At 64.1% G+C, this 26868-nt stretch carries 22 protein-coding genes and 1 pseudogene; 10 read left to right on the plus strand and 13 right to left on the minus strand.

The annotated features are described in order from the left end of the window. Nucleotides 1-6: 6 nt before the first annotated feature. From K3M35_RS14790 to K3M35_RS14800, 3 genes are all read right to left on the minus strand, one after another. Nucleotides 7-672: an IclR family transcriptional regulator gene (locus tag K3M35_RS14790; protein ID WP_229565695.1), complete on the minus strand. Its 666-nt coding sequence runs from the start codon at nt 670-672 to the stop codon at nt 7-9. A 158-nt stretch (nt 673-830) separates the two neighbouring features. Next, nucleotides 831-1742 carry a biphenyl-2,3-diol 1,2-dioxygenase gene (gene bphC, locus K3M35_RS14795; protein WP_064060353.1) on the minus strand — a complete coding sequence of 304 codons (912 nt, stop codon included), beginning with the start codon at nt 1740-1742 and terminating at the stop codon, nt 831-833. A 27-nt stretch (nt 1743-1769) separates the two neighbouring features. Beyond that, nucleotides 1770-2942 (minus strand): acyl-CoA dehydrogenase family protein, encoded by a 1173-nt coding sequence (locus K3M35_RS14800; RefSeq protein ID WP_064060354.1) that lies wholly within the window; start codon nt 2940-2942, stop codon nt 1770-1772. Nucleotides 2943-3289: 347 nt separating this feature from the next. Here K3M35_RS14800 and K3M35_RS14805 point away from each other — a divergent pair, with 347 nt between their 5' ends. Beyond that, nucleotides 3290-3832, plus strand: coding sequence for a nuclear transport factor 2 family protein (locus tag K3M35_RS14805; protein WP_220666606.1), 543 nt, complete (start codon nt 3290-3292; stop codon nt 3830-3832). Nucleotides 3833-3910: 78 nt separating this feature from the next. Here the strand turns inward: K3M35_RS14805 and K3M35_RS14810 are convergent, their stop codons facing one another. The 3 genes from K3M35_RS14810 to K3M35_RS14820 form a co-directional block, all read right to left on the minus strand. Beyond that, nucleotides 3911-5275, minus strand: coding sequence for an MFS transporter (locus K3M35_RS14810; RefSeq protein WP_217579493.1), 1365 nt, complete (start codon nt 5273-5275; stop codon nt 3911-3913). 36 nt (nt 5276-5311) lie between these two features. Beyond that, nucleotides 5312-7672 carry a cytochrome P450/oxidoreductase gene (locus K3M35_RS14815; RefSeq protein ID WP_094980054.1) on the minus strand — a complete coding sequence of 787 codons (2361 nt, stop codon included), beginning with the start codon at nt 7670-7672 and terminating at the stop codon, nt 5312-5314. A 174-nt stretch (nt 7673-7846) separates the two neighbouring features. Then, nucleotides 7847-8527 (minus strand): IclR family transcriptional regulator, encoded by a 681-nt coding sequence (locus K3M35_RS14820; RefSeq protein WP_039584954.1) that lies wholly within the window; start codon nt 8525-8527, stop codon nt 7847-7849. Nucleotides 8528-9041: 514 nt separating this feature from the next. Here K3M35_RS14820 and K3M35_RS14825 point away from each other — a divergent pair. From K3M35_RS14825 to K3M35_RS14835, 3 genes are all read left to right on the plus strand, one after another. Continuing rightward, nucleotides 9042-10571: a sugar transferase gene (locus K3M35_RS14825; RefSeq protein WP_220666607.1), complete on the plus strand. Its 1530-nt coding sequence runs from the start codon at nt 9042-9044 to the stop codon at nt 10569-10571. A gap of 174 nt (nt 10572-10745) precedes the next feature. Then, entirely contained in the window at nt 10746-11810 is a 1065-nt protein-coding gene (locus tag K3M35_RS14830) for an MBL fold metallo-hydrolase (RefSeq protein ID WP_258913070.1), read from the plus strand. Nucleotides 11811-11917: 107 nt separating this feature from the next. Continuing rightward, the gene (locus K3M35_RS14835) at nt 11918-12355 is read left to right on the plus strand and encodes an SRPBCC family protein (RefSeq protein WP_094980057.1); all 438 of its coding nucleotides are present in this window, start codon (nt 11918-11920) and stop codon (nt 12353-12355) included. Here K3M35_RS14835 and K3M35_RS14840 read toward each other — a convergent pair. Together K3M35_RS14840 and K3M35_RS14845 are read right to left on the minus strand one after the other, a co-directional pair. Continuing rightward, nucleotides 12346-13464, minus strand: coding sequence for a cell wall metabolism sensor histidine kinase WalK (locus K3M35_RS14840; protein ID WP_220666608.1), 1119 nt, complete (start codon nt 13462-13464; stop codon nt 12346-12348). The genes K3M35_RS14835 and K3M35_RS14840 overlap by 10 nt on opposite strands. Beyond that, on the minus strand, nt 13461-14147 hold the full coding sequence (locus tag K3M35_RS14845; protein ID WP_220666625.1) for a response regulator transcription factor: 687 nt from the start codon (nt 14145-14147) through the stop codon (nt 13461-13463). The genes K3M35_RS14840 and K3M35_RS14845 overlap by 4 nt, the downstream gene beginning before the upstream one ends. Nucleotides 14148-14337: 190 nt before the next feature. Here K3M35_RS14845 and K3M35_RS14850 point away from each other — a divergent pair, with 190 nt between their 5' ends. The 4 genes from K3M35_RS14850 to K3M35_RS14865 all read left to right on the plus strand — a co-directional run bounded on the left by K3M35_RS14850 (nt 14338) and on the right by K3M35_RS14865 (nt 20274). Further along, the gene (locus tag K3M35_RS14850) at nt 14338-14997 is read left to right on the plus strand and encodes a DUF305 domain-containing protein (RefSeq protein WP_220666609.1); all 660 of its coding nucleotides are present in this window, start codon (nt 14338-14340) and stop codon (nt 14995-14997) included. 48 nt (nt 14998-15045) lie between these two features. Continuing rightward, nucleotides 15046-17112, plus strand: a complete 2067-nt coding sequence (locus tag K3M35_RS14855; protein WP_220666610.1) for a heavy metal translocating P-type ATPase — start codon at nt 15046-15048, stop codon at nt 17110-17112. A 268-nt stretch (nt 17113-17380) separates the two neighbouring features. Further along, nucleotides 17381-18820 (plus strand): sugar transferase, encoded by a 1440-nt coding sequence (locus K3M35_RS14860; RefSeq protein ID WP_088897956.1) that lies wholly within the window; start codon nt 17381-17383, stop codon nt 18818-18820. Between the two features lie 533 nt (nt 18821-19353). Continuing rightward, nucleotides 19354-20274 carry an SDR family oxidoreductase gene (locus K3M35_RS14865; RefSeq protein ID WP_220666611.1) on the plus strand — a complete coding sequence of 307 codons (921 nt, stop codon included), beginning with the start codon at nt 19354-19356 and terminating at the stop codon, nt 20272-20274. Between the two features lie 70 nt (nt 20275-20344). On the opposite strand, the gene K3M35_RS14870 is transcribed toward K3M35_RS14865, so the two are convergent. From K3M35_RS14870 to K3M35_RS14880, 3 genes are all read right to left on the minus strand, one after another. Beyond that, complete coding sequence (locus K3M35_RS14870) at nt 20345-20722, minus strand: hypothetical protein (protein WP_259444034.1); 378 nt, start codon at nt 20720-20722, stop codon at nt 20345-20347. Nucleotides 20723-20983: 261 nt separating this feature from the next. Beyond that, entirely contained in the window at nt 20984-21895 is a 912-nt protein-coding gene (locus K3M35_RS14875; protein ID WP_259444035.1) for an aspartate dehydrogenase domain-containing protein, read from the minus strand. A gap of 76 nt (nt 21896-21971) precedes the next feature. Next, on the minus strand, nt 21972-22841 hold the full coding sequence (locus tag K3M35_RS14880) for a helix-turn-helix domain-containing protein (protein WP_220666612.1): 870 nt from the start codon (nt 22839-22841) through the stop codon (nt 21972-21974). Nucleotides 22842-23072: 231 nt separating this feature from the next. Between K3M35_RS14880 and K3M35_RS14885 the strand changes: the two genes are divergently transcribed. Next, entirely contained in the window at nt 23073-23486 is a 414-nt protein-coding gene (locus K3M35_RS14885; protein WP_220666613.1) for a hypothetical protein, read from the plus strand. Nucleotides 23487-23683: 197 nt separating this feature from the next. Here the strand turns inward: K3M35_RS14885 and K3M35_RS14890 are convergent, their stop codons facing one another. Then, nucleotides 23684-24610, minus strand: a complete 927-nt coding sequence (locus K3M35_RS14890; protein ID WP_308257077.1) for a UTP--glucose-1-phosphate uridylyltransferase — start codon at nt 24608-24610, stop codon at nt 23684-23686. 589 nt (nt 24611-25199) lie between these two features. On the opposite strand from K3M35_RS14890, the gene K3M35_RS14895 reads away from it, so the two are divergent. Next, the gene (locus tag K3M35_RS14895) at nt 25200-26534 is read left to right on the plus strand and encodes a UDP-glucose/GDP-mannose dehydrogenase family protein (protein WP_220666615.1); all 1335 of its coding nucleotides are present in this window, start codon (nt 25200-25202) and stop codon (nt 26532-26534) included. A 34-nt stretch (nt 26535-26568) separates the two neighbouring features. On the opposite strand, the pseudogene K3M35_RS14900 reads toward K3M35_RS14895, so the two are convergent. Beyond that, nucleotides 26569-26868: pseudogene (locus K3M35_RS14900) on the minus strand (GDP-mannose 4,6-dehydratase); the annotation flags it as partial.

The following is a 26868-nucleotide window of genomic DNA, read 5'->3' on the forward strand; positions in this document are numbered from 1 at the left end:
GTGGCGTCACGCGGTCAAAGTCGTCTCCAGATGGTCGGCTGCCCGACGCAACCGCCGGACCGCGTCCTCCCTGCTCGCCTCGACCGGGCCGGCCAGCGACAGCGCGGCGATCTCGCCGTCGCCCGCAGCGAAGGCGGCGACGGCGTGCCGGAAGCACTCGCCCCCGTGTACGACACCGCCGACGATCGAGTGCCCGTTGCTGCCCGTCAGGGCGGGGTGGGATCCGTCGCGTCGGGCCAGCAGTGCCAGGCCGGCGACAGTGTCCTCGGCAGGGCGCCGCTGGCCCGCCCACGTGCTGTCGGTGACCTGCGCGCCACTCACTTTCTCCAGGTAGACGACCTGATCGTTGTCGAGGACGGTCAGGTGGACGGCCAGTCCGGTCTCGCGGTGCAGCGCGTACATCGAGCGGAGAGCGGCGCTGTGGATGCGGTCGTGTGCCTGCGCGAGGGCGCCTAGCTCGACGATCTTCGGGCCGAGGTGATAGGTGGTGCCGCTGCGACGCATCCACCCGACCCGCACGAGTTGGAGAAGCATCCGATGAGCGGACGAACGGGGGAAGCCTGTCCGTCGGCACAGCTCGGTGAGGGTGAGGCCGTCCGTGTCGCGGAACGGTTCGAGCAGCAGGTCGAGGCGGTCCATGACGGATGTGGGGGTGGGGAGGACTTCGGGCATGGTCTTCTCCGTGGCATGTTCGTTGATTGATCGACCGATCAATGAGTAGCTACGACTGTAGCGCCACTCGGAGCTTCCCGAAAGAACGAATTTCAGGAACAACGAAAATGCACCGCGACCGGAAGTCGCGGTGCATTCGTCGGACGGACCGAGGGGTGTCAGGCAGTGGGTGGCAGGAACGCCTTCAGCGGCTCGGATCCCGACTGGTCGTGGCCCCAGTACGCGTCCGCGGTGATCTCCTCGGACGTGTAGTGACGCTCGTCGACGAGCATGCCCTCGGTGCCGAACTCCAGGTCCCAGCCTCCGGGTGCACGAACGTAGAACGAGATCATCTTGTCGTTGGTGTGCCGGCCGAGCGTCGACGAGATCGAGAAGTCGAGCTTGTTCACCCGGTCGAGCGCCTGACCGACCGCGTCGAGCGTGTCGACCTCGGTCATCAGGTGCACCAGTCCGGGCTCCTCGTTCGGCGGAGCCGGGCACAGCGCGAGGCTGTGGTGCCGCTCGTTGATGCCGAGGAATCGGACGCGCACGAGACCGTCCTCGTCGAGACGGATCGAGCCGCGCGGCAGGAAACCGAGCACCTGCGTGTAGAACTCGTACGTCTCGGCGAAGTTCGCCGTCGGCAGTACGACGTGCCCCAGGCCGAGGCCGTCGGTCACCCAGCGTCCACCGAACCGCGTCACGACCGGACTGTGGTCGAGCACCGGACCGAAGAACACCTCGAGGCGGGTTCCGGCCGGATCCTCGAACGCGATGGCGCCCTCGGCGTCGATGTAGGTTGCTTCCTTGTGCGAGAGCACCTCGACGGTGCGTCCCGACTTCTCTACGGCCTCACGCACGCGCTGGAGCGCGAACTCGTCACGCACCTCCCAGCCCACGGCCAGTGCCTTGTCGGAATGGCCGGGCAACACCTGGATGCGCGAGCGGCGCTCGTCGACGCGGGCGTAGAAGCCGTCGGCCTCGGGGCCCGTCCCCTCGGCCATGCCGAGCCCGTCGAGCAGCAGGGCGCGCCAGCGCGGCACGTCCTGGGTCTGGATGCGGAGGTAACCGAGACCTCTCAGTTCAGTCATGTCGTCGTCCTCGAATGTCGAAGGGGATCAGATCATTGCGCGGTAGGGACCCTGCGGGTCGCCGCCGAGCTGAGTGAGGGCTGCGGAGTGGTAGATCATGCCGGGCACGTGGATGGCGTGGGTCAGGCCGACGTGCGCGTCGCGCCAGAAGCGCTGCATCGGCGTCTTCAGGTGCACCGCCGCGCCACCGGCACGCGCGAAGATCTCGTCCATCGCCCGCACCGCACGCCACGCCGACGAGATCTGGGTGCGCCGGCCGATGGCGCGCTCCTCGAAGCTGATCTCCTCACCGCGGTCGGTCTTGTCCCAGAACCGGTCGACGGTCTCGAGGAGCGCGAGCCGCGACGCGGAGATCTCGGCGGCTGCCTCGCTGATCGCGAACAGGACGTACGGGTCCTCCTTGATGGGGACACCGGTGACCTGAACGCGCTCCTTCTGTGCGGCGACGTAGCAGGCCAGCGCACCCTCGGTCATGCCGATCAGCGACGAGGTGATGCCCAGCGGGAAGATGTACGAGAAGGGGAACTTGTACAGCGTCTCGTCGCGACCCGCGTGCCGCCAGCCGTTTCCGCTCAGGACGATGTCGGCGTCGATCGTGCGGTACTCGGGCAGGAACGCGTCCTTGACGATCAGATCCTTCGACCCGGTGCCGCGCAACCCGATGACGTTCCAGCTGTCCGCGTCGATCTCGTAGTCCGAGCGGGGGAGCAGCACGTGCAGGACCTGCCCGGTGCGGTTGCCGTCCTTGTCGCCGACTGCAGCGCCGATCATGACCCAACCACAGTGGTCGGTACCCGACGAGAACGACCAGCGGCCGTTGAGGATGTAACCCCCGTCGACGGGCACCGCGACACCCATCGGTGCGTACGGCGACGCCATCCACATGTCGTTGTCGTCGCCCCAGATCTCTTCCTGGGCCTTCGTGTCGAAGAAGGTGAGCTCCCACGGGTGCACACCGACGATGCCGGCCACCCAGCCGGTCGCACCGTCGAGAGCACCGATGGACATGACGGTCTCGGCGAACTCGCGGGGGTGGGCTTCCGAGCCGCCGAACTCCTTCGGCTGCAACATGCGGATGATGCCGGAATCGCGCAGGTGCTTCGCCGAGATGTCCGACAGCCGCATCTGTTCGTCGCCGACGAGGCCTTCACTGCGGATCTCGTCCGCGTGCTGCATGATCCTGTCCAATACCTGACCCATGACGGTGACTCTTCCTGGGAATCGGCTGCTGACGAGCCGGGACTACGTGGAGGGGTGCTCCGCGAATCGGAGCGACCTGCACTGTGCAGGTGTGGCGTGTCGAACAGTCCCAGCTGTGATGTGAGCGCGCACCGGTGTTTCCGTTGAACGGAACATCCTGGGCAACTCGGAGGGGGTCCCGCGCTCATGTTGACGCCGTGAAACGAGGCTTGCCCCTGCAACACGCCGCGCCGGACCCGTTTCACCGCGCGAGGATGCCGGTTGTTCCGATCAACGGGACGTCGCAGGAGTTCCCGTCCGAGGACCGGTAGGCAGGGGAGGTGACCGCTCGCTCCGGAAGGATCGCCATGACCGAGACCACGGACCGCCCGATCAGCGACCTGTCTGCGGCCGAACGGCTTCTCGCCATCCACGAGATCCAGCAGGTCTTCTCGGCCCGGCTGCGGGTGATGGACACCAAGCAGTGGGAGCAGTACCCCACCCTGCACACCGAGGACGTGGTGAGCGAGACGTGGGGCGGACTGCCCAGCGACAAGCAGCCCCGCACCGGCGAACAGCCCGGCCGTGTAGTCGGACGCGAGGCACTCACACGCGCTATCAGCAACTTCCTCGACGGACCCGTGTCGATCACCTCGGCACACCACGGCCACTGCCCCGAGATCGTCCTCGAATCAGCCACGAGCGCGCGCGGCGTCTGGGCGATGGAGGACGAGTTGTGGTGGGACAACGACGGCGTCGAGGAGTCGCTGCACGGCTGGGGGCACTATCACGAGGAGTACCGCAAGGTCGACGGTGTCTGGCTGATCTCCTACCGCAAGCTCACGCGCCTTCGTGAGGTGCACACGCCTGGCTTCTTCAGTTTCCTGAAACGAACACCCGACCCGAGCTGACGCGCCGAAACGAGGCTCGCGCGGGCGTGTTGCCGACGCGAGCCTCGTTTCAGCGTGCCAATTCTCGATGAGGCGTGCTCAGTAGAGATCGTCGAGCTTGTCGAGATCGACGCCCTTCGTCTCGCGACTGGTGGCCACGGCGATCACGGTGATCGACATGGTGATCACCAGATAGACGATGACTGCGGTGGCACTGAAGCGGTCGACCAGCCACACCGCGATGAACGGGGCAGGAGCCCCGGCGATGATCGACGAGCCCTGGAACACCAGCGACGAACCGGCGAAGCGGTACTTGGTGGGGAACAATTCCGTGATCCATGCGGCTTCGGGACCCGCAAGCATGCCGTGCAGCAGCGCGCCGACGCACACACCCACACCGAGCGCGGTCATGTTCTCGGTGTGCACCAGGGAGAAGAAGATCGGTGCCCAGATGATGAGCGACACGGCCGGGACGAGCATGGCGATCTTGCGTCCCACCCGGTCGGACCACCATCCGCCGCCGATCATTCCGAGGAACTGGCAGACCGACGCGAAGGCGACGGTGGTGACGATGGCACCGCGGGTGTAGTCGAAATAGGTCGTGGCGTACGCGATGACGAAGATCGTGTAGACGTAGAACGCGATGTTCTCGCCCAGGCGCATGCCGAGACCGTGGAGCAGCGGGCGCGGCTTACGCAGAGCCTCGATGATGCTGGACGATTCCTTGCGGGCAGCCTTGTTCTCGGCGGACTCGGCCTTCTCCTGCGCGGCCCGGTAGACCGGCGATTCCTCGACGCCCCGACGGATCAGGAAGCCGATGACGAGCAACGGCACGGCGAGGAGGAAGGCGACGCGCCAGCCCCAGTCGTCGAATGCGTCCCCGGGGAAGACGACCGCGAGTATGCCCACCGTGACGGTGGCCAGGACGGTACCGGCCGGAGCTCCGGACTGCGGCCATGCCGCCCAGAATCCCCGGCGCTTGGGTTCGCCGTATTCGCTGACCAGGATCACTGCGGCGCCGAACTCGCCGCCGAGCGCGAAGCCCTGGATCATGCGCAGGACCACCAGGGCGACGGTGGCCCAGATGCCGATCTGACCGTAGGTGGGGAGCAGTCCGATCGCGGCGGTCGCGCCTCCCAGCATGAGGAACGTTGCAACCAGAATGGGTTTGCGTCCGAACTTGTCACCGAGATGGCCGAAGACGATGCCGCCGAGGGGCCGGGCGACGAACCCGAGCCCCTGTGTCGCAAGTGCCATCAACAAGGAGGCGACCGGGTTGCCGCTGGGGAAGAACAGAGGGCCGAGGACGGTCGCGGCGAGGATGCCGTAGATCGCGAAGTCGTACCACTCGAGGACGGCGCCGGCCATGCTGCCGGCCAGAACCCGTTTGAACGGGGTTCTGGTGGTCGGTGTGCCGGAGTCCGGTGGGACGGACGGCGTACCCGACTGCTCGATGGTGGTCATGTCGTGCCTTTCGGATCAGTTTCGAGGGTTGTTGTGTCACAGCTGGAGGGTCAGCTTGTCGCCGCATGCGCGGGAGCAGCAGGTCATCATGGTTTTTCCGGCTGCGCGCTCGGCCTTGGTGAGGACCAGGTCGCGGTGGTCGACCTCGCCGTCGAGGACAGGTACCTCGCATGCGCCGCAGATGCCTTCCTCACAATCGCTCTGCGCGTCGATGTTGGCGGCTCGAAGTGCCTGGAGCACTGTCTGATCGGCAGCGACCGGGACGGTGATGCCGGAATCCTTCAGCACCACCTCGAAGCCGTGCTCCTTGGAGGGATCGAGTTCTTCGAGCGTGGAGGAGAAGTGTTCGACGTGCAGGGTGTCGTCGGGCCAATGTGCGGTGGCCTCGCTCAGTGCGGAGAGCAGACGCTCGGGACCGCACGAGTACACCTGCGTGCCCTCTTCCGGTTCGGCGAAGAGAGCGGGAAGGTCCATGCGGGTGCCTTCGTCGCCGGGGTAGAGCCGGACCCGATCGCCGTGGTCGCGTGCGAGACGGTCGAGAAATGCCATCGAGGTGCGCGAGCGGCCGGCGTAAAGGATCTCGTAGTCGACTTCGGCGGCCTTGACCTGATCGGCCATCGCGATTACCGGGGTGATGCCGATGCCACCGGCGACGAAGACATACCGTTTCGCGTCGGGGTCGAGCTTGAAGTGGTTGCGGGGACCCCGCACCCGAAGCGTGTCGCCGACGGACAGTTCGGTGTGGATCCACCGGGACCCACCTCGGCTCTCCTGATCGTGGAGAACGGCCACCTGGAAAGTGTTGCGATCGTTCGGGTCACCGCACAGTGAGTACTGTCGCGACACTGCACCGCAGTCGACGTCGATATGCGACCCGGCGGACCATTTCGGCAGCGGCCGCCCGCTCGTGTCGCGCAGGGTGATCAGCAGGGTGTCGTCGGCAACGCGTTCCAGCCCGGAGACGGCCATGGTGCGAGCAATCGTGTTCTTCGACGGTTCGCCGATCTTGACCGGCTGCTGAAGGGACAGCAATTCCGGGTCGGCTCGTTCGGGGTTGCGCGCCGGGTCCCACCGGACCCACACGTGATCGGGGCCGCGGAAGGAGGTGTTGGGCAGGTAGGTGAATTCCTGATCCGGTACCAGTTCCATGTGGGGGAGACGCCGGGTCAGTTCTTCGAGGAAGATCTGGATCTCCATGCGTGCGAGGTTCTTTCCCATGCACTGGTGGCTGCCGTAGCCGAAGGTGAGGTGGTCGCTGGCGTTGTCGCGCCGGATGTCGAAGTCGTCGGCCTGGTCGAAGTGGCGTTCGTCGTGGTTCGCGGACGAGTTGACGATCAGTAGCTTCGCCCCGGCAGGAATGGCGACACCGTTGATCGTGGTGTCCGCGGTGACGAGACGCCGCCACGCCGCTACCGATCCGGAATGACGCAGGCATTCTTCGACCGCGTTGGGGATCAGGCTCGGGTCGGCGCAGATCTCTTCCCACACGTCGCGATGTTCGAGCAACAGCCGCAAGGCATTCGCAGAGGCGTTGGCGGTCGTCTCGTGCGCGGCGACGATGCCGGCCATCATCATCGAGTGCAGGTAGGAGTCGGTGACGACGTCCGGCTGTTCCTGCTGAACGCGGATGCCGAAAGGCATCCAGCCGTGCCCGCTGGGATCCTTCCGCATCTTGTCGAGAACGGTGCCCGCGAACTGCCAGAACTTCCCGACCGCGTCGGCTACGGCGACCTGCTGCTCGGGAGCCGGACGTCCCCACGTGTTGACGGTGTGTGCGATCGAGTACTCGCGCAGGGTGTCCATGTCCTCCTCGGGCACACCGAGGAAGTGCAGTGCGACGGTGAGCGGAACCTCCCAGAGCATCTCGTCGACGAGGTCGACGTGACCGGCATCGATGAAACGATCGACGTATTCGCGGGTCAGTCGGCGCACCATCGGCTCGTGGTGGGCGAGCGCGGCGGGAGTGAAGGGCTCCATCAGCGCTCGCCGTCGCGGCATGTGTGCCGGTTCGTCCTCGTTGACGAGAGTGCGGTTCATGGCATAGCCGTATCGGGCCAGAACAGCGTTCGCCTCGTCGGAGGTCGGGGTGATCTTCTCGAGAGCGATCGAAGGCGAGAAGAGTTCGTTGTCGCGGAAGACGGCTTTGACGTCTTCGTAGCGCGTGACCACCCAGTACCCGAGTTCGGGGCTGTAGAAGACGGGCTCTTCGTCACGCGACCAACGCAGAGATGCGGCGGGGTCCACCTGGTACGGCCCGGTGAAGGGATCGAACGATGCGGCGCGCGGGGAGACGGGGCAGCCGGTAGGGGAGGTGAAGGCGGTGTGGTCGATGGGGCAGCGGCTCTCCGCGGCGGGTTGCGGGGTGTCGAGGACGGTGCCGATCGACTGACTCGTCATGATGCTCTCCATCTGCGAACTGCGAATTTACTTTTATCGAACATATGTGTTCGTTGAACGCACATTCAGACGGTAACGGTGGTCACACTCGGCGTCAATGCCGGGGTTGGATCTCTGTGCTGAGGGCAAGAAAAGGACGCCCTCAGCGGGCGTCCTCGAGCGCGGCTGTACTGGTCAGGTATCGAGCAGGCTGTTGATCCGTGCGGCGGTCGCCACAACGGCGGTTGCCGCAATGTCGGTATCGAGACCTTCGATCGCGACGACGCCGACGCTCGCCTCGAATCCCATGCCCTCATGGTCGACGGGAGAGCGCACGCCGGCTGCCACGCCGACAGCGCCGTGTTCGAGTTCGCCGGTGGTGATGCTGAAGCCGTCCTCGCGTGCGCGTCGGATCGCGTCGGTGTCGGACTCCGATGCGGGGCGACCGGCAAGGATGGCGATACCGGCCGCGCCCTTGGACACGGGATGTCTGGTGCCGACTCGGTAGCCCACTCGGAGGATGCCCGAATCGGGTTCGGCCACCGCGATCACTACGCACTCGTCGCCCTCGAGGGTCGACAGGAAAGCAGTGGCCGATGTCTGCTGAGCCAGGTCTCGCAGGAGCGGTTGCGTCACCTCGCGCAAGCGGGGACGGAAGCGCGAACCGAGTAGTGCGGCTCCCACTGCCAATCTGATCCGGCCGTCATGCATTCGGGCTACGAGCGAGTGTGCTTCGAGAGTCGCGACGATTCGATAGCCGATGGCCCGAGCGACCTCCAGTTCGGCCGAGAGTTCCGCGATCGAGATTCCCCCTGGTCGCTGCGACACGATGTCCAGCGCGCGTAGACCGCGATCAAGGGTCTGGAGGGTGCTCAACAGGTCTCCTCGGGGCTCTCGCTAGCGATACCGAAGCCTATCCCGACCACATCTCCGGCTATCGGCATGGCGGTCGGGTTGCGCGGGCCGCGTGGTGTCCTCACCACCTGGCAGGGGGCGCTTGATGTTTCGGAAACTCGAAGTAACACTATTCGGCGCCCGGCTCTCGTCGATCTCGGGAAATCGATCGGGTCCCGGGTTGGAAAGAACGTCACATAAACGTGATTATCATCACTTCTCGTATTCCCATCGTTCGGACTACGACCAGGTAGATGCACTCGAAGACCAAGGGATTCAACCGAACACACGACACGATCCCATGACCGGCTACCGAACAGGGTCTGGATTTCCCGGCTGATCTGCGACAAGACTTCGATTCACACGTAACGCTCAGTTATTTCTCAGGGATAGTTCGGGTAACGCTCGCTCGAGTCCGGTTCCAGCGCCGGGGCCGGATTCGTCGGGAAATAGTTTTGTCTCGGGGAGGAGGCACATTCATGGGGAGGACTGCGGGATGACGACGGTCGATGATCGAGGGCTCGACCCGTCCGACGCTCAGCGGCGCGCACCTGACCGTGCGCCCGCGGACGCGTCGCCCGGCACCGGTGTCAACCGGTGGAAGTGGCAGAACGTGTACGTGAAGAGGCTGTGCCTCACGGACGCGATCACCGTGGTCCTCTCCGTGATCCTGGCGCAGACCGTCCGCTTCGGCTACGAGGATCTACTCCGCGCCGGAGGTGGCGGTCAGCTCGATTACACGGTGGTATCTGCCGGCCTCATCGTGGCCTGGCTGGGCGCGCTGAGCGTCTTCCGTACGCGGTCGCGTCGCGTGATCGGTGCCGGCTACGACGAGTATCAGCGGGTCATCTCGGCGACGCTCGCCGTGTTCGGCACCATCGCCATCATCGCGCTCATCACCAACCAGCAGATCGCGCGTGGCTTCCTTGCTATCGCTCTGCCGGTGGGTCTTGCCGGTTTGCTGTTGTCTCGGTGGGTGTGGCGGAAGGTCATCGCGCGCAAGCGTGCTCGCGGTGAGTTCCAGACCTCGGTGCTGGTGGTCGGTGGTGCTCGGGCGGTGCGGCACATGGCTCGCACCTTTGCCCGTCAGGACGGGGAAGGCTATTGCGTCGTCGGCGTGTGCGTGCCGCGTTATTCGGGTGCGCCAGGTGATGTGATCGATGTCGACGGCCGGGAGATCACCGTCTACGGCGACGAACACTCCGTCGTCGAAGCGCTCGAGCTGTCGGGGGCGGACACAGTGGTGGTCACCGCCACCGAAACCCTGGGCAGCGACGGTTTGCACGATCTGGTCTGGCAGCTCGAGCCGCTCGACACCGACCTGGTCGTCGCCACCGGTGTGGTCGATGTGGCCGGCCCGCGCATCGAGATGCGCCCGGTGGCCGGTCTGCCGCTGATCCACGTGGAGAAGCCCAGTTATCACGGGGCGAAGCGGTCGGGGAAGCGGATCTTCGATCTCGTCTTCGCGAGCGCGGTACTGGTGGCGTTGGCTCCGGTGTTCGCGGTCATCGCGCTGCTGATCAAGCTCGAGGACCGGGGTCCGGTCTTCTACAAGGCCGAACGGATCGGTCTCGACGGTGAGCCGTTCGGGATGATCAAGTTCCGGTCGATGGTGACCAATGCCGACACGATGGTCGACACCTTGCTGGCGCAGAACGAGGGCGCCGGCCCGCTGTTCAAGATGAAGGACGACCCGCGGGTCACCCGTATCGGCAAGGTAATGCGGCGGTTCAGCATCGACGAGTTGCCGCAGTTCCTCAACGTTATTCGCGGGGAGATGAGTGTGGTGGGTCCGCGTCCGCCGTTGCGGCGTGAGGTGGAGGCCTACGACGGTCGGGTCAAGCGCCGCCTGTTGGTGCGTCCCGGTGTCACCGGCCTCTGGCAGGTCAGCGGTCGCTCGGATCTGTCGTGGGATGAGTCGGTGCGACTGGACCTGTCGTATGTGGAGAACTGGTCGATGGTGAGCGATGTGCTGATCATCGGCAAGACCGTCAAAGCCGTGCTCGCCAGCGACGGCGCCTACTGACCACAAGCTCGAAAAAGAACGGCCTCGGGGTTTCGACTCCGGGGCCGTTCTCGATCTCCGACACACAACCGTGATTTGACTTTCCGCTGTGATGACCCGCACAGTATGTACGCACAGCGTTCACTACGTACGCAGTGCGTACAAAATCTCTCGTTCCCTTGGAAGGAACCTTCGGTGTCACGACGCTCATTCGAATTCGGCCGGATCCGCACGGCGGCAGTAGTGGTGTCGGGTGTTCTCGCGCTCGCACTCACGGGCTGCAGCTCCGGTGAATCTGCAGCTCAGGAGACACCCGCAGCCCAGGAAACGACGGCGTCGGATGGTTCGCCCACGGACTCCGCTCACCCGGCCTCCGAAGCTCCCGCCGAGGGGGAGATGCGTGTGACGCTGCTCGGCACGGGCAGCCCGGTGCCGAGCACTGAGCGCTACGGCATGTCCACGCTGGTCCAGGCCAACGGCTTGAACCTCGTCTTCGATGCGGGACGCGGAGCCACAGTCCGCCTGACGCAGGCCGGCGTTCCGGTCGGTCAGGTCGACGCCGTCTTCCTCACCCACTTCCATTCCGACCACATCAACGGTCTGTCCGACCTCTGGATGAGTAGCTACGTCCCGGCACTCGGTGGGCGCGAGGGCGCCTTCCAGCTCTACGGACCCGTCGGCGTCCGGAACATCGGCGACGGAATGCAGAGCACCTACCGCAACGACATCGACGTGCGCGTCGCGGACAAGGAAGTCGATCCCGCGACCACGCCGATCGAATCGCACGAGTTCGCAGAAGACGGCGTCGTCTTCGACCAGGACGGCGTCACCGTCACGATGTTCACCGTGGAGCACGATCCGGTCGGTGCGATCCAGCCGGCGGTCGGCTATCGCGTCGACTATGCGGGCAAGTCGGTGCTCATCAGCGGCGACACCGTTCCCACCGAGAACGTCCTGAAGTTCGGTGAAGGCGTCGACGTGCTGGTGCACGAGGTCGCCGACTTCGAGGATCCGTCGGCGCTCCCCAGCGTGTACGCGCATCACACGAACCCGCAGCAGGCAGGTGACATCTTCGAGCAGACCCAGCCGAAGATGGCGGTCTACAGCCACATCGTCAACGGCATCCCCGGCCGCGTCCCCGGCATCTCCGATGAGATGCTCGTCGAACGCACCCGCGAGAACTACGACGGCCCGCTGACCGTCGGCACCGACCTGATGACCTTCCTCATCACCGGCGATGAGGTGCGCGTCGACAGCTGATCGACAGCACGGACCGAACCCCGCCGGCACCGCCGGCGGGGTTTCGCCGTGCGGTATCCGGGGGCATCTGGTCCCTGTACCGCGTTTCCCGACGAGGAGGATCCGACATGGCGGCCAGCGTCTCCGACCGTTTCGACATCGACGCCACACCCGAGCAGGTGATGCGCGCCCTCGAGGATGTCGAGCGCATCCCCGAGTGGTCGTCGGCCCACAAGAGCGTGGAGGTACTCACCCGGGATGCCGACGGTCGCCCACAGCGGGTTCGCATGACGCTGTCGTTGTTCGGCTTCTCCGACACCCAGACCATCGAGCACGACTGGACCGAGCGGTCGACGTCGTGGACGCTCGTCGAGAGCGCGATGCAGCGCAGTCAGGACGGCGAATACGCGCTGGAGCAGATCTCGCGCGGCACCCGAGTTCACGTCACCATGTCGCTCGAACCGAAGGTTCCGGTTCCCGGTTTCGTGCTGAAACGCGGGCAGAAGCATGCGGTCGAAGCGGTCCGGAAGGGGCTGACCGAGTTCGTCCTGTCCAATTACGCCTGACTCGCCGTCGGCAGTTCCAGAGTGAACCGGGCTCCGCAGCCCGGTCCGTCACTGTGCGCGTGGATGCGACCATCGTGGGCTTCGACGAGTGCCCGCGCGATCGTCAGGCCGATGCCGCTGCCGCCGTGATTCCGGTCGCGGGCGGTGTCCGCGCGGTAGAACCGGTCGAAGAGGTGGTCGAGGTGATCGGGCGCGATGCCGGCGCCCGTGTCGGTCACGGTGATCTCCGTTCGGCCGCGGCCCAGGATGCGAGTGGCGACGGTGACGTTTCCTCCTGCCGGTGTGTGCCGTAGGGCGTTGTCCAGCAGGTTCGCCAGCACCTGTCCGAGCCGGTCGGGATCGACCGTCACCGGCGCAGATTCGACGACCTCGGCCTGCAACGTCACGCCTTTGCCGTCGTACTGCTCGCGCACCGCGTCGACCGCCGTGGCGACGAGGGTGCCGGTGGTAGTGGGCACCCGATGGATGCGGGTGAGGTGCTCTTCCGCCCGGGAGACCGCGGTGATGTCCTGTGCCAGGCGGTTCAGCCGGTGGGTGGCGGCTCGCAGAATCTGCCGGGTGTCGTCGTCGAGAGTGCGGACGCCGTCCTCGAGTGCTTCCAGATAGGAGTCGAGTGTGGCGATGGGTGTTCGCATTTCGTGCCCGAGGTCGGCGAGCATTCTGCGCCTTGTGATTTCGGTGGCTTCGAGGCGTCGTGCCAGCTCGTTGAAACTGGTTGCCAGTTCGTCGAATTCGTGGCCGAGGTCGGGGCTGGGGACGCGGGTGTCGTAGCGACCTCCGGCGATCTGCGCAGTGGAGGTGGTCACCGTGTCGAGCGAACGCTGGATCCGTCGCGCGATGTACCAACTGACCGCCGAGGCCAACAGCACTGCGATCGCGACCGCCAGACCCCACGCGAGGACGATGGCCCAGGTGAAGGCTTCTTCGACGTGAGCGGCCTGGCTCGAATCGTGATCGATGCCCGCTTGTCCGAGATGGTCGTGGAAGATCCCGGGAGCGAGAGCGGACGCGACCAGCCATGCGCTGACGGCACATCCGACGACGACGGCGACGAGCGCGAGGAACAGGCGGGTGCCGAAACTCGTCGCGCTGGGGGAGCCGGACGTCATCGCCCTGTTCCCATCCGGTAGCCGACGCCCCGCACGGTGCGCACGAAACGTCCCTGGTTCGCGTCGTCGCCGAGTTTGCGACGCAGATGCCCGATGTGCACATCCACGAGGTGGTCGTCACCGACCCAATTCTGCCCCCAGACGGCCGCGATGAGCTGAGCACGGGTGAACACGACTCCCGGGTCCTGCGCCAGGGCAGCGAGGACGTCGAACTCGGTGCGGGTGAGTGCGACCGGCGTGCCGCGCACGGCGACCTCCCGTCCGTCGACGTCGAGGGACAGCTCCCCGAACGTCCGCGCCTCCCGCCTCGCGGACGCTACGACCCGCGCGGTGGTCCGGGGACGACGCAGCATCGCTTGGATGCGGGCCATGAGTTCGCGCGGGCTGAACGGCTTCGTCAGGTAGTCGTCTGCCCCGACGGACAGACCGATCAGGGTGTCGACTTCCTCGGTGCGCGCGGTGAGCATCACGACGTACGCGTCGGAGAAGGTTCGCAGCTGCCGGCACACCTCGACACCGTCGAGTCCGGGTAGGCCGAGGTCAAGCACCAGGATGTCGGGGTCGACCTGCCGCGCGAGGGTCACGGCCTCGGATCCGTCGCCGGTGATCGTCACGTCGAAGCCGTCGCGTTCGAGATACGAACCCACGAGCGTCGCCAACGACCCCTCGTCCTCGACGACCATGGCTCGCATCCGGGCGGTCGAGCTCGGGACGGGTGCGGATCCGCCGGAAGGTCCCGTCACACGGGCAGAAGAAGGCATGGGATCCATCATCGTCACCCGCAGAGGTGCTGACGATGCGCCCGCAGATCTTGAGCAAATCTCCATGCGATCTCCATCGGATCCCGGGAGTACACCTGCGAGGGTGGACATCATGAACAAGAAGACTCTGGCTGCCGGTGCGATCGCGCTGGCGGTGACGTTCGCAGCGTCGGCGTGCAGTGATTCCGGTGGCGACGAAGCAACCACGGCGACCGCCACTTCGGTCCCGACATCCGCCGAGGCGAACTCCGCGCGGTTCGACCAGGACGATGTGATGTTCTCGCGCATGATGATCCCGCACCATGCGCAGGCCATCGAGATGAGCGACATGCTGCTGGCAAAGGACGGCATCCCGGAGCCGGTGAGGGCGCTGGCCGAGCAGATCAAGGCAGAGCAACGACCCGAGATCGAGCAGTTCGAGGCATGGCTCCAGGAATGGGGCATGCCCATGCGCGGTGACGACGCTCCTGGAATGAACGGCCACATGTCCGGCATGCCATCTGTCTCGGACATGCCGGGTATGGACGACATGCCGCACATGGACGGGATGATGAGCGAGCAGGACATGCAGGCACTGTCCGACGCGCAGGGCGTCGACGCTGCCCGCCTGTTCCTGGAGCAGATGATCGTCCACCATGAGGGAGCGATCGAGATGGCGCAGGACGAGATCGAGGACGGGCAGTATCCCGAGACCGTCGAGCTGGCCCGCACCATCGCCGACACGCAGCAGAAGGAAATCGACACGATGCGTCAGTTGTTGACCACTCTGTAGCCGATCCGCGTCGCGGGTTCGTCCCGTCGGCCGAGTCAGGAGCTGTCGATGTCCCAGCAGGTGCACGAACACAAGCACGAGCACGAGCACGCCGGTCACGATCGTCACGCGGGACACGGCGCCCACGGCGAGACGTTCCGGCGACGGTTCTGGGTCAGTCTGATCCTGTCGGTGCCGGTCGTGGTCTTCAGCCACATGGTCGCCGAGCTCTTCGGCTACCACCTCCCGGATGTTCCGGGTACCGAGTGGATCCCACCGGTGCTGGGCACCGTCATCTTCTTCTATGGCGGCGTGCCGTTCCTGACCGGAGGCTGGGCCGAACTGCGTTCCCGCCGACCGGGGATGATGCTGCTGATCGCGATGGCCATCACGGTGGCCTTCGTCGCGTCGTGGGCCACGACTCTCGAGGTCGGCGGTTTCGACCTGGACTTCTGGTGGGAATTGGCGCTGCTGATCGTCATCATGCTGCTCGGTCACTGGCTCGAGATGCGGGCGCTGGGTTCGGCGTCCGGTGCACTCGAAGCACTGGCCGCGATGTTGCCGGACACCGCAGAGAAGGTCACCGACGATGGTGTCGTCGAGGTGCCGTTGCACGAAGTGTCCCTCGACGATGTGGTGCTCGTGCGTGCCGGAGCGCGCGTGCCCGCCGACGGCACCGTCATCGACGGGACCGCCGAGGTCGACGAGTCGATGGTCACCGGTGAATCCAAGACCGTCACCCGCGACGTCGGCGACACGGTGGTCGCGGGCACCGTCGCCACCGACAGCGCGCTCCGGGTGCGGATCACGGCGGTGGGAGAGGACACCGCGTTGGCCGGCATCCAGCGCATGGTCGCCGATGCCCAGGCGTCCTCGTCCCGCGCGCAAGCGCTGGCGGATCGCGCCGCGGCCTTCCTCTTCTATTTCGCCGCAATCTCGGGTGCTCTCACCTTTGTCGTGTGGACGTTGCTCGGCAATCTCGACGAAGCCGTGGTGCGTACCGTGACCGTCTTGGTCATCGCCTGTCCCCATGCGCTGGGTCTTGCGATCCCGCTGGTGATCGCGATCTCGACCGAGCGCGCAGCGCGCGCGGGTGTGCTCGTCAAGGATCGGTTGGCACTCGAACGCATGCGCACCGTCGACGCAGTGCTGTTCGACAAGACCGGCACCCTCACGCAGGGCAAGCATCAGGTCACCGGTGTCGTCGCGACGGCGGGAACCGACGAGGAACATCTGCTCGCCCTGGCAGCTGCGGTCGAAGCCGACAGTGAGCACCCGGTCGCGCGAGCCATCGTCGCCGCCGCCGATGCCAGCGTGCCGTCGGCAGAGCGGATGGCGGTGACGGACTTCCGCTCGTTGCCCGGCCGCGGTGTGCGCGGACTGGTCGACGGTGTGGAGGTGACGATCGGCGGACCGTCCATGCTGTCGTCCCTGCAGTTGTCGGTGCCCGACGACGTCGCCGCAGTCACCGACGGGTGGGTGCGACGCGGTGCATCGGTGCTGCACGTTGCCTCCGACGGTCGGGTGCTCGGAGCCGTGGCGCTCGAGGACACCGTGCGCGACGAATCGCGGCAGGCCGTCGACGCCCTGCACGCGCGGGGCGTGAAGGTCGCGATGATCACCGGTGATGCCCAGCAGGTGGCCGACGCCGTGGCCGCCGATCTCGGCATCGACGAAGTGTTCGCGGAAGTGCTCCCGGAACACAAGGACGCGAAGGTCGCCGAATTGCAGAAGCGCGGGCACACCGTCGCAATGGTCGGCGACGGGGTCAACGACGCGCCTGCCCTCGCGCGAGCCGACGTCGGTATCGCGATCGGAGCGGGCACGGACGTCGCGATCGAGTCGGCCGGTGTCGTCCTCGCCGCGAACGATCCGCGAGCAGTGCTGTCGATCATCAAGCTCTCGCACGCGAGTTACCGCAAGATGTGGCAGAACCTGCTGTGGGCAACCGGATACAACGTCGTCGCCGTTCCGTTGGCGGCCGGTGTGCTGGCCTTCGCCGGTATCGCGATCTCGCCGGCCGTGGCCGCGGTGCTCATGTCGGCGTCGACGATCGTCGTCGCGCTCAACGCGCAGACGCTCAGGCGCCTCGATCTCGACCCCGGGCACGCTACCGACGGACGAGTTTCCCGATAACTTCTCTTTTGTTGACGCGCGCGAGCGACACTTCTGTGAGACGATCTCAATCGCATAACGTATCGGAGTCGCTACGGAGGACGCGGCTTCGATATACGGGGTTGTCGACGTCCGAGTGCAGGGAGGTGCTCGAGCGTCGAAGCGTCTCGGGGAGGAGACACACTATGAGGGTTCTTCCGTCATGACCACAGTTCGTCCAGCGAACTATGATGCTGTGCACAGCGTTTCATGTGTCGATGCCGGTACTGGCGCTCCGGCCGGTAATCGGATGTCCACCAGGTGGGGCTGGCAGAAGTCCTACGTCAACACTCTGTTCGTCACCGACGCTCTGGTCGTCGTGCTCGCCATTGCGCTCGCGCATGTGGTGCGGTTCGGTCAGGACTCGCTCGTCACCATGGACGGCGTCGGAACGCTGAGTTACACGCTCGTCTCCGTCGCATTCGGCGCCGCGTGGATCGCATTTCTTTCACTGTTCCGTACACGCTCCAGGCGGGTGATCGGCGCCGGCTTCGAGGAATATCAGCGCGTCGTTTCGGCGACGCTCAATCTTTTCGGCCTCGTAGCCATCGTGGCGCTCATCTTCCGGATGGAGCTCGCCCGCGGTTATCTAGCCATCGCTCTACCCGTCGGTCTGGCGGGCCTGCTGTTCTTTCGGTGGGTCTGGCGGAGGGCCGTCGCACGTCGGCGCCGGAAGGGCGAGTTCACGACGTCAGTGCTGGTAGTGGGCGGTGCTCGCGCAGTTCGTCACATGGCCAGCACGTTCCAGCGTCGTAGCGGTGAGGGCTATCGCGTCGTGGGTGTGTGCGTGCCGCGCTATTCCGGTGTGCCGGGCGAGAGCATCGATGTGGACGGTCGGCAGATCCCGATCCACGGCGACGAGAACACCGTCGTCGAAGCGTTGCGTGCCTCGGGTGCCGACACCGTCGCGGTGACCGCCACCGAGACCCTCGGTCACGAGGGCATCCGCGACCTGCTGTGGCAGCTCGAACCCGAGCGCGCCGATCTGGTGGTCGCGACCGGCGTTGTCGACGTCGCCGGACCGCGCATCGAGATGCGCCCGGTTGCCGGCTTGCCGCTGATCCATGTGGAGAAGCCGAGCTATCACGGTGCCAAGCGCAGCGGGAAGCGTCTGTTCGACCTCGCGTTCTCGCTCGCCGCGCTGCTGTGTCTCGCTCCGGTCTTTGCTGTCGTAGCGCTGCTGATCAAGCTCGAGGACGGCGGCCCGATCTTCTACAGGTCCGAGCGCATCGGCCTCGACGGAACTCCGTTCGGAATGATCAAGTTCCGATCGATGGTGCAGAACGCCGACAAGCTGGTCGACCAATTGCTCGATCAGAACGAGGGCGCCGGCCTGCTCTTCAAGATGAAGGAGGACCCGCGCGTCACCCGTGTGGGTCGAGTTCTGCGTCGCTTCAGCCTCGACGAGTTGCCGCAGTTCATCAACGTCGTGCGCGGCGAGATGAGCGTGGTGGGTCCGCGTCCGCCGCTGCGTCGCGAGGTGGAGAGCTATGACGGCCGGGTCAAGCGTCGTCTGCTGGTGCGTCCCGGTGTGACGGGCCTGTGGCAGGTCAGCGGCCGCTCGGATCTGTCGTGGGACGAGTCGGTGCGTCTGGACCTGTCGTATGTGGAGAACTGGTCCATGGTCTCCGACGTGCTGATCATCATGAAGACCGTGAAGGCGGTCGTCGCCAGCGAAGGCGCGTACTGATCTTCGGGCGAAACAGTCCTCGCCCCAAGATCAACTTCGCGGTAGTGTCTCAGGCTGTCGCCGTCCCCTGCACGGTGACATCGAACCCCGCCGGAAGGTTACTCGCATGGCCTTCCGGCGGGGCTTCTGTTGTCTGTGGGCACACTTCTTCTGGTCCAAGTAGGTCTTATGTCTCGAGCGGCAGGGTGAATTCATCGGGTGATATCCGGCCCGTCAGGCTACGAAACACGAAGTTGGACCGTTGTCCAACTTGTGCAGTGGATTGTGTTCGTACTCCTCGGTTGGGCTGTCGTGTCGATCGCCGTGGCCGTGATCTTCGGGCGAATCATTCGGGCTCGTGACCAGCGCGAGGTCCCGCCACCGTTTCCCGAAGACGGTGATACGCGATGGGAGGACGCAGGTTGAGCCGGTGATAGCTGCCTCGACGGTCTTCGGGCATCCGGGGGCGTTTGCGAGGCGGGTCCGGCGGGAAGCCGACTGTCAACGACATCTGCGCAGTTCAATGACTCCACCGATGTACAGGACGGTATTTCATGCCTGAGGAAGACGTACACACCACTAAGACCGATCAACTGACGTTTCAGGATCCGACCACTCGCTACCCGTCCATCTCACCTCCGAAGCAGGATCAGCCCGAGCCGGGACTCGACGCCGACATGGTGCCCAAGGCCGACATCGGCGAGTTCTCGTACCGAGGCACGGGCAGGCTCGAAGGACGCAAGGCACTGATCACCGGTGGGGACTCGGGCATCGGCGCTGCTACTGCCATCGCCTTCGCGCGGGAGGGTGCCGACGTCGCGATCTCGTACCTGCCGGATGAGGAACCCGACGCAAAGAACGTCGCTCGCATCATCAGCGAGAGCGGCCGTAAGGCGATCACGCTTCCCGGTGATCTGACGGATGCCTCGTTCTGCTCCGACGTCGTGAATCAGGCGGTCGAACAGCTCGGCGGATTGGACATCCTCGTCAACAACGCCGGCAAGCAGATTGCCGTCGAAGGGTTGGATGATCTTCCCGACGATCAGCTCGAGCAGACCTTCCAGGTGAACATCCTCGCGATGTTCCGCACCACGCGCGCAGCGTTGAAGCACCTGCAGCCGGGTTCGACGATCATCAACACCACGTCGGTTGTGGCGTACCAGCCGTCGCCGGCGTTGATCGACTACTCGTCGACGAAGGCTGCGATCAACAACTTCACGAAGAACATGGCGACCCAGCTGGCGGAGAAGGGCATCCGCGTGAATGCGGTTGCGCCCGGACCGATCTGGACGCCCCTCCAACCGTCGGACGGTCAGCCGAAGGAAGAGTTGCCCGAGTTCGGGCAGAACACCCCGCTCGGACGTGCGGGGCAGCCGACCGAGTTGGCGCCGGCCTACGTGTTCTTGGCGTCGCCTGAGTCCAGTTATGTAGTGGGCGCGACGATCCACGTCAACGGCGGGATGCCGTCGCCGTAGAACGAGCCGTAATCAACGAGTCGTGCGCGCCAGTGAATCTCCACTGGCGCGCACGACTCGTTCTGGAGTTTCAGACTGCGCTGGATGCAGCGTGCCGGTAAGTGCTTCCCCGGGCTGTCGAGATCGGCACGACAGAAGCAACGTCGGCCGAGGTTTCCGCCAGCGCGGCGAGGATCTGCTCGGGACCGGCGCATGTGCTTGCACACGTGATCCCTCGAGCGCGGAGCTTCTGAAGAGTGAGTGCTTCGGCGGCGGTGCAGTAGCCGTCGAGGATGTCCTCGGTGAGGATCGCGTAGTCCACCTCGCCTTCGAAAGCGGTGGTGGTCTCGATGCCTGCAAGATCGAGTCGCTCCTGCAGCTGAGTCCACCGGTCGAGTGCGACAGCGCTGGAGGGAGTGCCGAGGAAAAGTACCCGTGCCGGTCGGTCGGAAAGCGGGGATGTCGTCACAGGCTGCTCCAGGGTGCGAGTAGGTCAGGTGAAACCGAATTGCCACTCCCGGTAGGGAGTTACACCTTCACCTGTGAAATGTGGTGTTTCACACTGTGTACAGGACTCGTTCACCCTCCGCTACCCGGGCAGCTATCAGGAAACATGAATGTGACAGAAGTGGTTACGATTCCGCCCGGGCACGTGGGACTTTCGTCCCGAAATTCTGGTCCAAACACGCGAAGCGACCAATCGTCCTCGAAGCGTCGGGGCCGGCGTCGGCTACGACCTATGGGGAGGCCCGAGCACGACCGCGCCGGGACCGATCCCGAGCGGTAGCGCAGCAAGAACCTCGATCACCGACCAGGCAGTGATCGCAGACGTGCGCCCACTCGACGCCGGGTCGATCGCGTTCTCGAACGTCAGCTCGTACCGGCCGAGCGGTGACTCCCACTCGACGACGTGGCGTGTACTGGTGGCATCTGGGTCGGCAACGACCACCACCTCGACCCGATCGAGCCCGAGCGTCGCGAGCGCGAGAGCCACCGACGAATTCGAGGTTCGAGGGAAAACCAGCGCTGCTTCCCTGGCCGATCCTCGGAAGACCTCCCGTTCGACATCCAGACTTTCTTCGATGCCGAGAGCACTGGGTCGCTTGATCGTCGTGTGGGTCAGGCGGGCGTCACGTGCTCCTGCTCGTGTCGCTGCGGCCAGAACATCGAAGCCGCCGATCGCGCCCGTCGGGAGAAGTACACGGCCTGGTCCGGAGCTGAACGATTCCACCTCGAAGCCGCGGTCGGCGAAGACTCCACACGAACAGACGATGATGTCCTTACCGCGTTTCACCACTTCGGGTAGCACTGTCCGGGCTGCATCGACCGTGGCAGCTTCGACCACGATATCGGCAGCGTCGAACGCAGCAGCGACTTCCGCAGGGCTACTTCGTGAGTTCAACACGGCCGTGAGGCTTACGTCCGGCACTGAGCCGGCGTGCAGGGCGTCGATCACCGTCTGCCCGATCGCGCCAGTCCCAACCACGCACACTGCGATCGGTCGATGTTCGATTTCTTCGGGTGCCAGTTGCCTCACATCCTCCGCGGCGTGCCGCCGCTCGTTTCCACGAAATACGGGCTCATGGTACCGAGAGAAAGAATCGGCGGTGTCTGATTCGCGACGTCGTCGTATCGCTCGCATGACCGTTCAAGGATCGGAATGTATTGCTGTGAGGGCAACTACGGCGCCGATGCACCGCCGACGGCGGCAAGCGCGCTCACGCTGCCAAGGGCATCGTCTCCCGGGGCGGAGGGGTAATCCTGTGCGGCGCCACTTGGCGGCATGGGCATCGCACTGCACGTCCGAGTTCGTCGTCGGGTAACCAGCCATATTCGTCGCACCGACCGCATCGTGGCGGGAGTTTCGGGCGGGGTGGTTGCAGCGACTGCCAGATCGGGATCCATGCTGCTGCGGAGCGAGCCGGGTCCCACGGTCGATGACGTTCGAGCGCGGCGCGGACGAGAGCCTCTACGCCGTGAGTGTCGATCGATTGCTCGACGAGGGTGCACTTCGCCGGCGTCAGGGTGTCGAACCGTGCAGACAGGCCGGCCCGGCGGCACGCCGTGGCCAATCGGTCGATGGGAGATGGCTGCTGCTCGCGTGTTGCATCGCAGGTGCGATTTGTCGGGTGGGGGAGTGCAGCAGGTTCATTTGTTGGTTCAAGGACGGTTCGGGTGACCGGGGTGTCACCCCGCTCGGTCGTTCTTGTCACCCCGTGGCGCTTCGTCTTGTCACCTCGTTCAGAGCTGCGGGGTGACGAGGTGCCACCCCGCTTCATCGACAGGTTGTACAGGACGGGGCGGCGGTCTTCGCGAGGGATTGTCGCCGCAATTCGGGCTTGATCGCCTTTGGAAATGAGGCCGAGAGCAACAAGCGCTTTCAAACAACGCTGCACCTGACGTTCACTGATGCGGGCGTACCCGGCGAGCTTCCGCACGGATGGATACGCATCCCCTCCATGCTGGGACGCATGATTTGCCAGGCCGAGTAGCACCACTGTCAGCGCCGGCGCCGACGGCATGCCGGGAGGAGTAGGGGACGGAATGTCGGCGCGTTCGAGCGCCCAGGTGATCGCTTCGATGCTCACGACGTCACCTGCGCATAGGTATGCTGACGCATGTTCGACTCCTAGATAGTCGGACATCCGGCCCGTCGCGATGCCAGTCGCGGCGGGCCATCTGTTTTGAGTTGTTCGCACACTTGTTCGGGTGTGGTTGATCATCTTGGCATCGGGACCGATGGGGCGTCAACGGGCTCCGCCGTGGACGATGCATCCCAGGAAGACGCATATTGTCCCTCGTTCGGATGAAAAATATGAGTGATTCAAGAAAATGGCGTAACGGAAGAATCGGACGCCGCGAAGATGCAGTGTCAGTGCATCTTCGATTGGGGTTCCATGAGTGAGCGTCCATTGGTCGACCACGCGGCCGATACGATCCAGTTCCAGCGCGTCGATGACGGTACGTTAAGTCGCCACGCCCGTGCGTCTGTCGGGTCCGGGGTCGACGGTGCGGACCGGTTGCGATCGTCGGCCGGTCGTCCAGCTTCGAAGCGGGTTGTGTTCAAGGAACGGAACGGCCCTAATTTGTGGCTGATCACCGCGATCGTGGCGTTGATAGCAGCGGTTGCGTTGTTTGTCGGAGGCGTGGCAGTGAATCAAGCTCGTGATTCGACACCGACGTATCAGTCTGTCTACGTTCCGGAGAACGTACTGGGCGGATCGCAGAAGTAGCTGCGCCAACGCCAAACGTAGCGAGACCCGCCGGCAAAGGGGAGGAGCCAGCGGGTCTCAGTTGTCGCCAATTCCCGAGAGGGGAAGAGGCGTGTTGCGGGGAGGCAACACACTTGAGAGTTTAACCAGAACCGGTGCCATGCGGCACATCGAGGTAGGGACCTAAGTCCCATCGTTGGGACTTGACCGCATCTTGCTCAGTTGGCGCCTGAGGTATCCAGATCCAGCCGCTCGTGAAGCCACTTCCGGAGGCCATCGCCGTACTCCTCGCTGTCGAGTGCCGCATCGACTGCTGCGCGGAGGTAACCGCCCGGGTTACCGAGGTCATGGCGGGTGCCTCGATGTACGACGACGTGGACCGGGTGACCTCCTTCGATCAGCAGCGCAATCGCGTCGGTCAGTTGGAGTTCCCCCCCTGCGCCCGGCTTGATCCGACGTAGGGCATCAAAGATCTCGCGGTCCAACAGGTACCGGCCGGCGGCGGCTAGTGTGGACGGAGCGTCGGCAAGCGCCGGCTTCTCAACCATGCCGCGAACCCGCAGAACATCCGGATTCGCAACGTTGGGTACTTCCTCGACCTCGAAGACGCCGTACGAGCTCACTTGGCTCTTGGGAACGTCGATGGCGCACAGCACGCTTCCGCCGCGCTTGGCGCGGACGCGAGCCATCGTTTCGAGGATGCCGCTCGGTTGTACGAGGTCGTCCGGAAGGAGGACCGCAATCGCGTCTTCGTCCGGCTCCAGCGCGGCTTCGGCACAGCCGACAGCATGACCCAGGCCGAGTGGCTTTTCCTGGACAACTGATTCAACCGTGAGCAGATTGGGCGCCCGTCGTACTTTCTCGAGCAGTTTGAGCTTACCCTTCGCTTCGAGGTGTTCCTCGAGGTCGAAGTCGTCGACGAAATGCGCGACGACTCCGTCTTTTCCAGGAGACGTCACGATGAGAAGTCGTTGCGATCCCGAATGGGCAGCTTCCGTTGCGACGAGTTCGATGCTCGGAGTATCAACGACCGGCAGCAATTCCTTAGGTACTGTCTTGGTTGCAGGCAAGAAACGGGTTCCCATACCAGCAGCGGGCACGATCGCAGTACGGAATCCTTTGGGTGCCTTCAAGTCTTTTTCCACGATGACTACCCCTTCCTTTGAGCGCCCAGCTGAGCTGAGCTTCCCGAATCGTGTACCTTTCAAACCTGTTGAGGCTAGGATTCGCTCATTTATCATTTTGAGGGTGCAATTCTGAAGCCGAGCAGCTTGATGGGAGAATGATAGCGCCGGTTGCAAGTGATCGCGACTCGGGCTCCCATGTAACTGAAAAGGACGTGTTCATTTCAAAAATCAGATTTTCTCAGGAGATTATAAGCGCAGTCGCTAACTTGAAATTTCGTAAGAACTTCGACACTGTTGCGAAATCTTTCGCAGATCGAACGAAATTAAACGGCGACAGATGTCCACCTGGGATGAGTTTGTGCAAGCACGAACATCATCGCGTGATATGGCCGAAGGGAGGGCGTAGCTGTCGAGGGAGTGCCGGAGGGGCGCGCCAAAGTTGCGGCAGGGTCTGCGTCCCCTGAGTGAGCTTGTTCGTATCCCAGGCGCCGATGCTGCGTTCACTCTCTTTGGTGAGACGGAACAGATTTCCTCTTGATTGCGAGAATTTTACTCGAATTCAGCGAGGGTATACGTCCTGATCACTCGCGAAAGGTACGAAGTCCTCATGCGCTGTACAGTCTTTGGAACCGGGTATCTCGGCGCAACGCATGCAGCGTGCATGGCCGAACTTGGGCACGAGGTGATGGGTGTTGACGTCGACCCGAGCAAGATCTCCAAGTTGGAGGTTGGAGAAGTTCCCTTCTACGAACCGGGGCTGCAAGATATGCTGCAGCGCAATGTCGACAGTGGCCGCCTGTCCTTTTCTACTTCGTATGAGGAAGCTGTACGTTTTGCAGATCTTCACTTTATAGCCGTAGGTACACCGCAGAGGCAGGGTGAGTACGCGGCAGACCTCACACAGCTTCTTTCGGTGGTCGACCGCTTGGCGCCCTTGCTTACCGAACCTGCTGTACTTGTGGGAAAATCAACGGTTCCCGTAGGTACGACCGAAATGATTGCGGAGCGCGCGCGCAAACTGGCGCCTGTCGGCGGTGCTCTCGAACTCGCTTGGAACCCGGAGTTCTTACGGGAAGGATTCGCTGTACAGGACACTTTGACGCCCGATCGACTAGTGATCGGGCTTGCGTCAGGTCTCTCTGGGCGCGCCGAGGATTTATTGCGTGAAGTCTATCGGAAATTGGTCGACGAAGAAGTTCCGATAATAATAACCGACCTCGCGACGGCCGAGCTTTCCAAGTCCGCGGCCAACGCGTTCCTGGCAACGAAAATCTCATTCATCAACGCAATTTCCGAAATTTGCGAGCCGGCAGGTGCGAACGTAAGCGATTTGGCAAATATACTCGGATTGGATCCTCGGATCGGGCGCAGTTTCCTGACCAGTGGATTGGGTTTTGGTGGCGGGTGCCTTCCCAAGGATATCCGTGCCTTGATGGCTCGTGCAGGTGAGCTGGGTGCCAGTGAAGCCCTTCATTTCCTTCGCGAAGTAGATAGCATCAACATGCGTCGTAGAACAAAGATGGTGGAGCTTGCACGCCATGCATGCGGAGGATCGGTGCTCGGTGCTCGACTCGCAGTTCTGGGTGCCGCTTTCAAGCCTCGGTCTGACGACGTTCGTGATTCCCCCGCTCTAAGTGTAGCCGGGCAACTTCAGCTTGAGGGGGCTGCCGTCTCCATATTCGACCCGCAGGCAATGGATAACGCTCGTCGGATTTTTCCTACACTGAATTACGCTACAAATTCGTTTGAGGCATGCGAGAGAGCGGACGCCGTCCTTGTGCTAACTGAATGGAGCGAGTTCAAAGATCTCGATCCTTCCGAATTAGCGACGACCGTGCGTTCACGCGTAGTGCTTGATGGTCGGCAGTGTTTGGAGCAAGCGCGGTGGGAGGATGCTGGATGGAGGTACCTAGCTATGGGGCTGCCAACCATCAACCGATAGGTACGTCGGCCCAATCTCCATACACCCCAATTGATTAGATCTCAAGAACGCGCTCGGTGCGGCTGTAGGCGGCCTCGGTGGCCCGTTTCTGTGGCGTCCACCACTGCTCGTGGGCGCGGTACCAGGCGATGGTCGCGGCCAGCCCCTCACGGAAGTCGCGGTAGCGGGGCGCCCAGCCCAGTTCGGTGCGCAGTCGGGTCGCGTCGATGGCGTACCGCAGGTCGTGGCCGGGGCGGTCGGTGACGAAATCGAACTCGTCACGGCCCTTGCCGCACAGCTCGAGGACGGTTTCGACGACGGTACGGTTGTCGGTCTCCCCGTCCGCGCCGATCAG

This window comes from Rhodococcus sp. DMU2021, from assembly GCF_019641445.1.
Taxonomy (GTDB): domain Bacteria; phylum Actinomycetota; class Actinomycetes; order Mycobacteriales; family Mycobacteriaceae; genus Rhodococcus; species Rhodococcus pyridinivorans.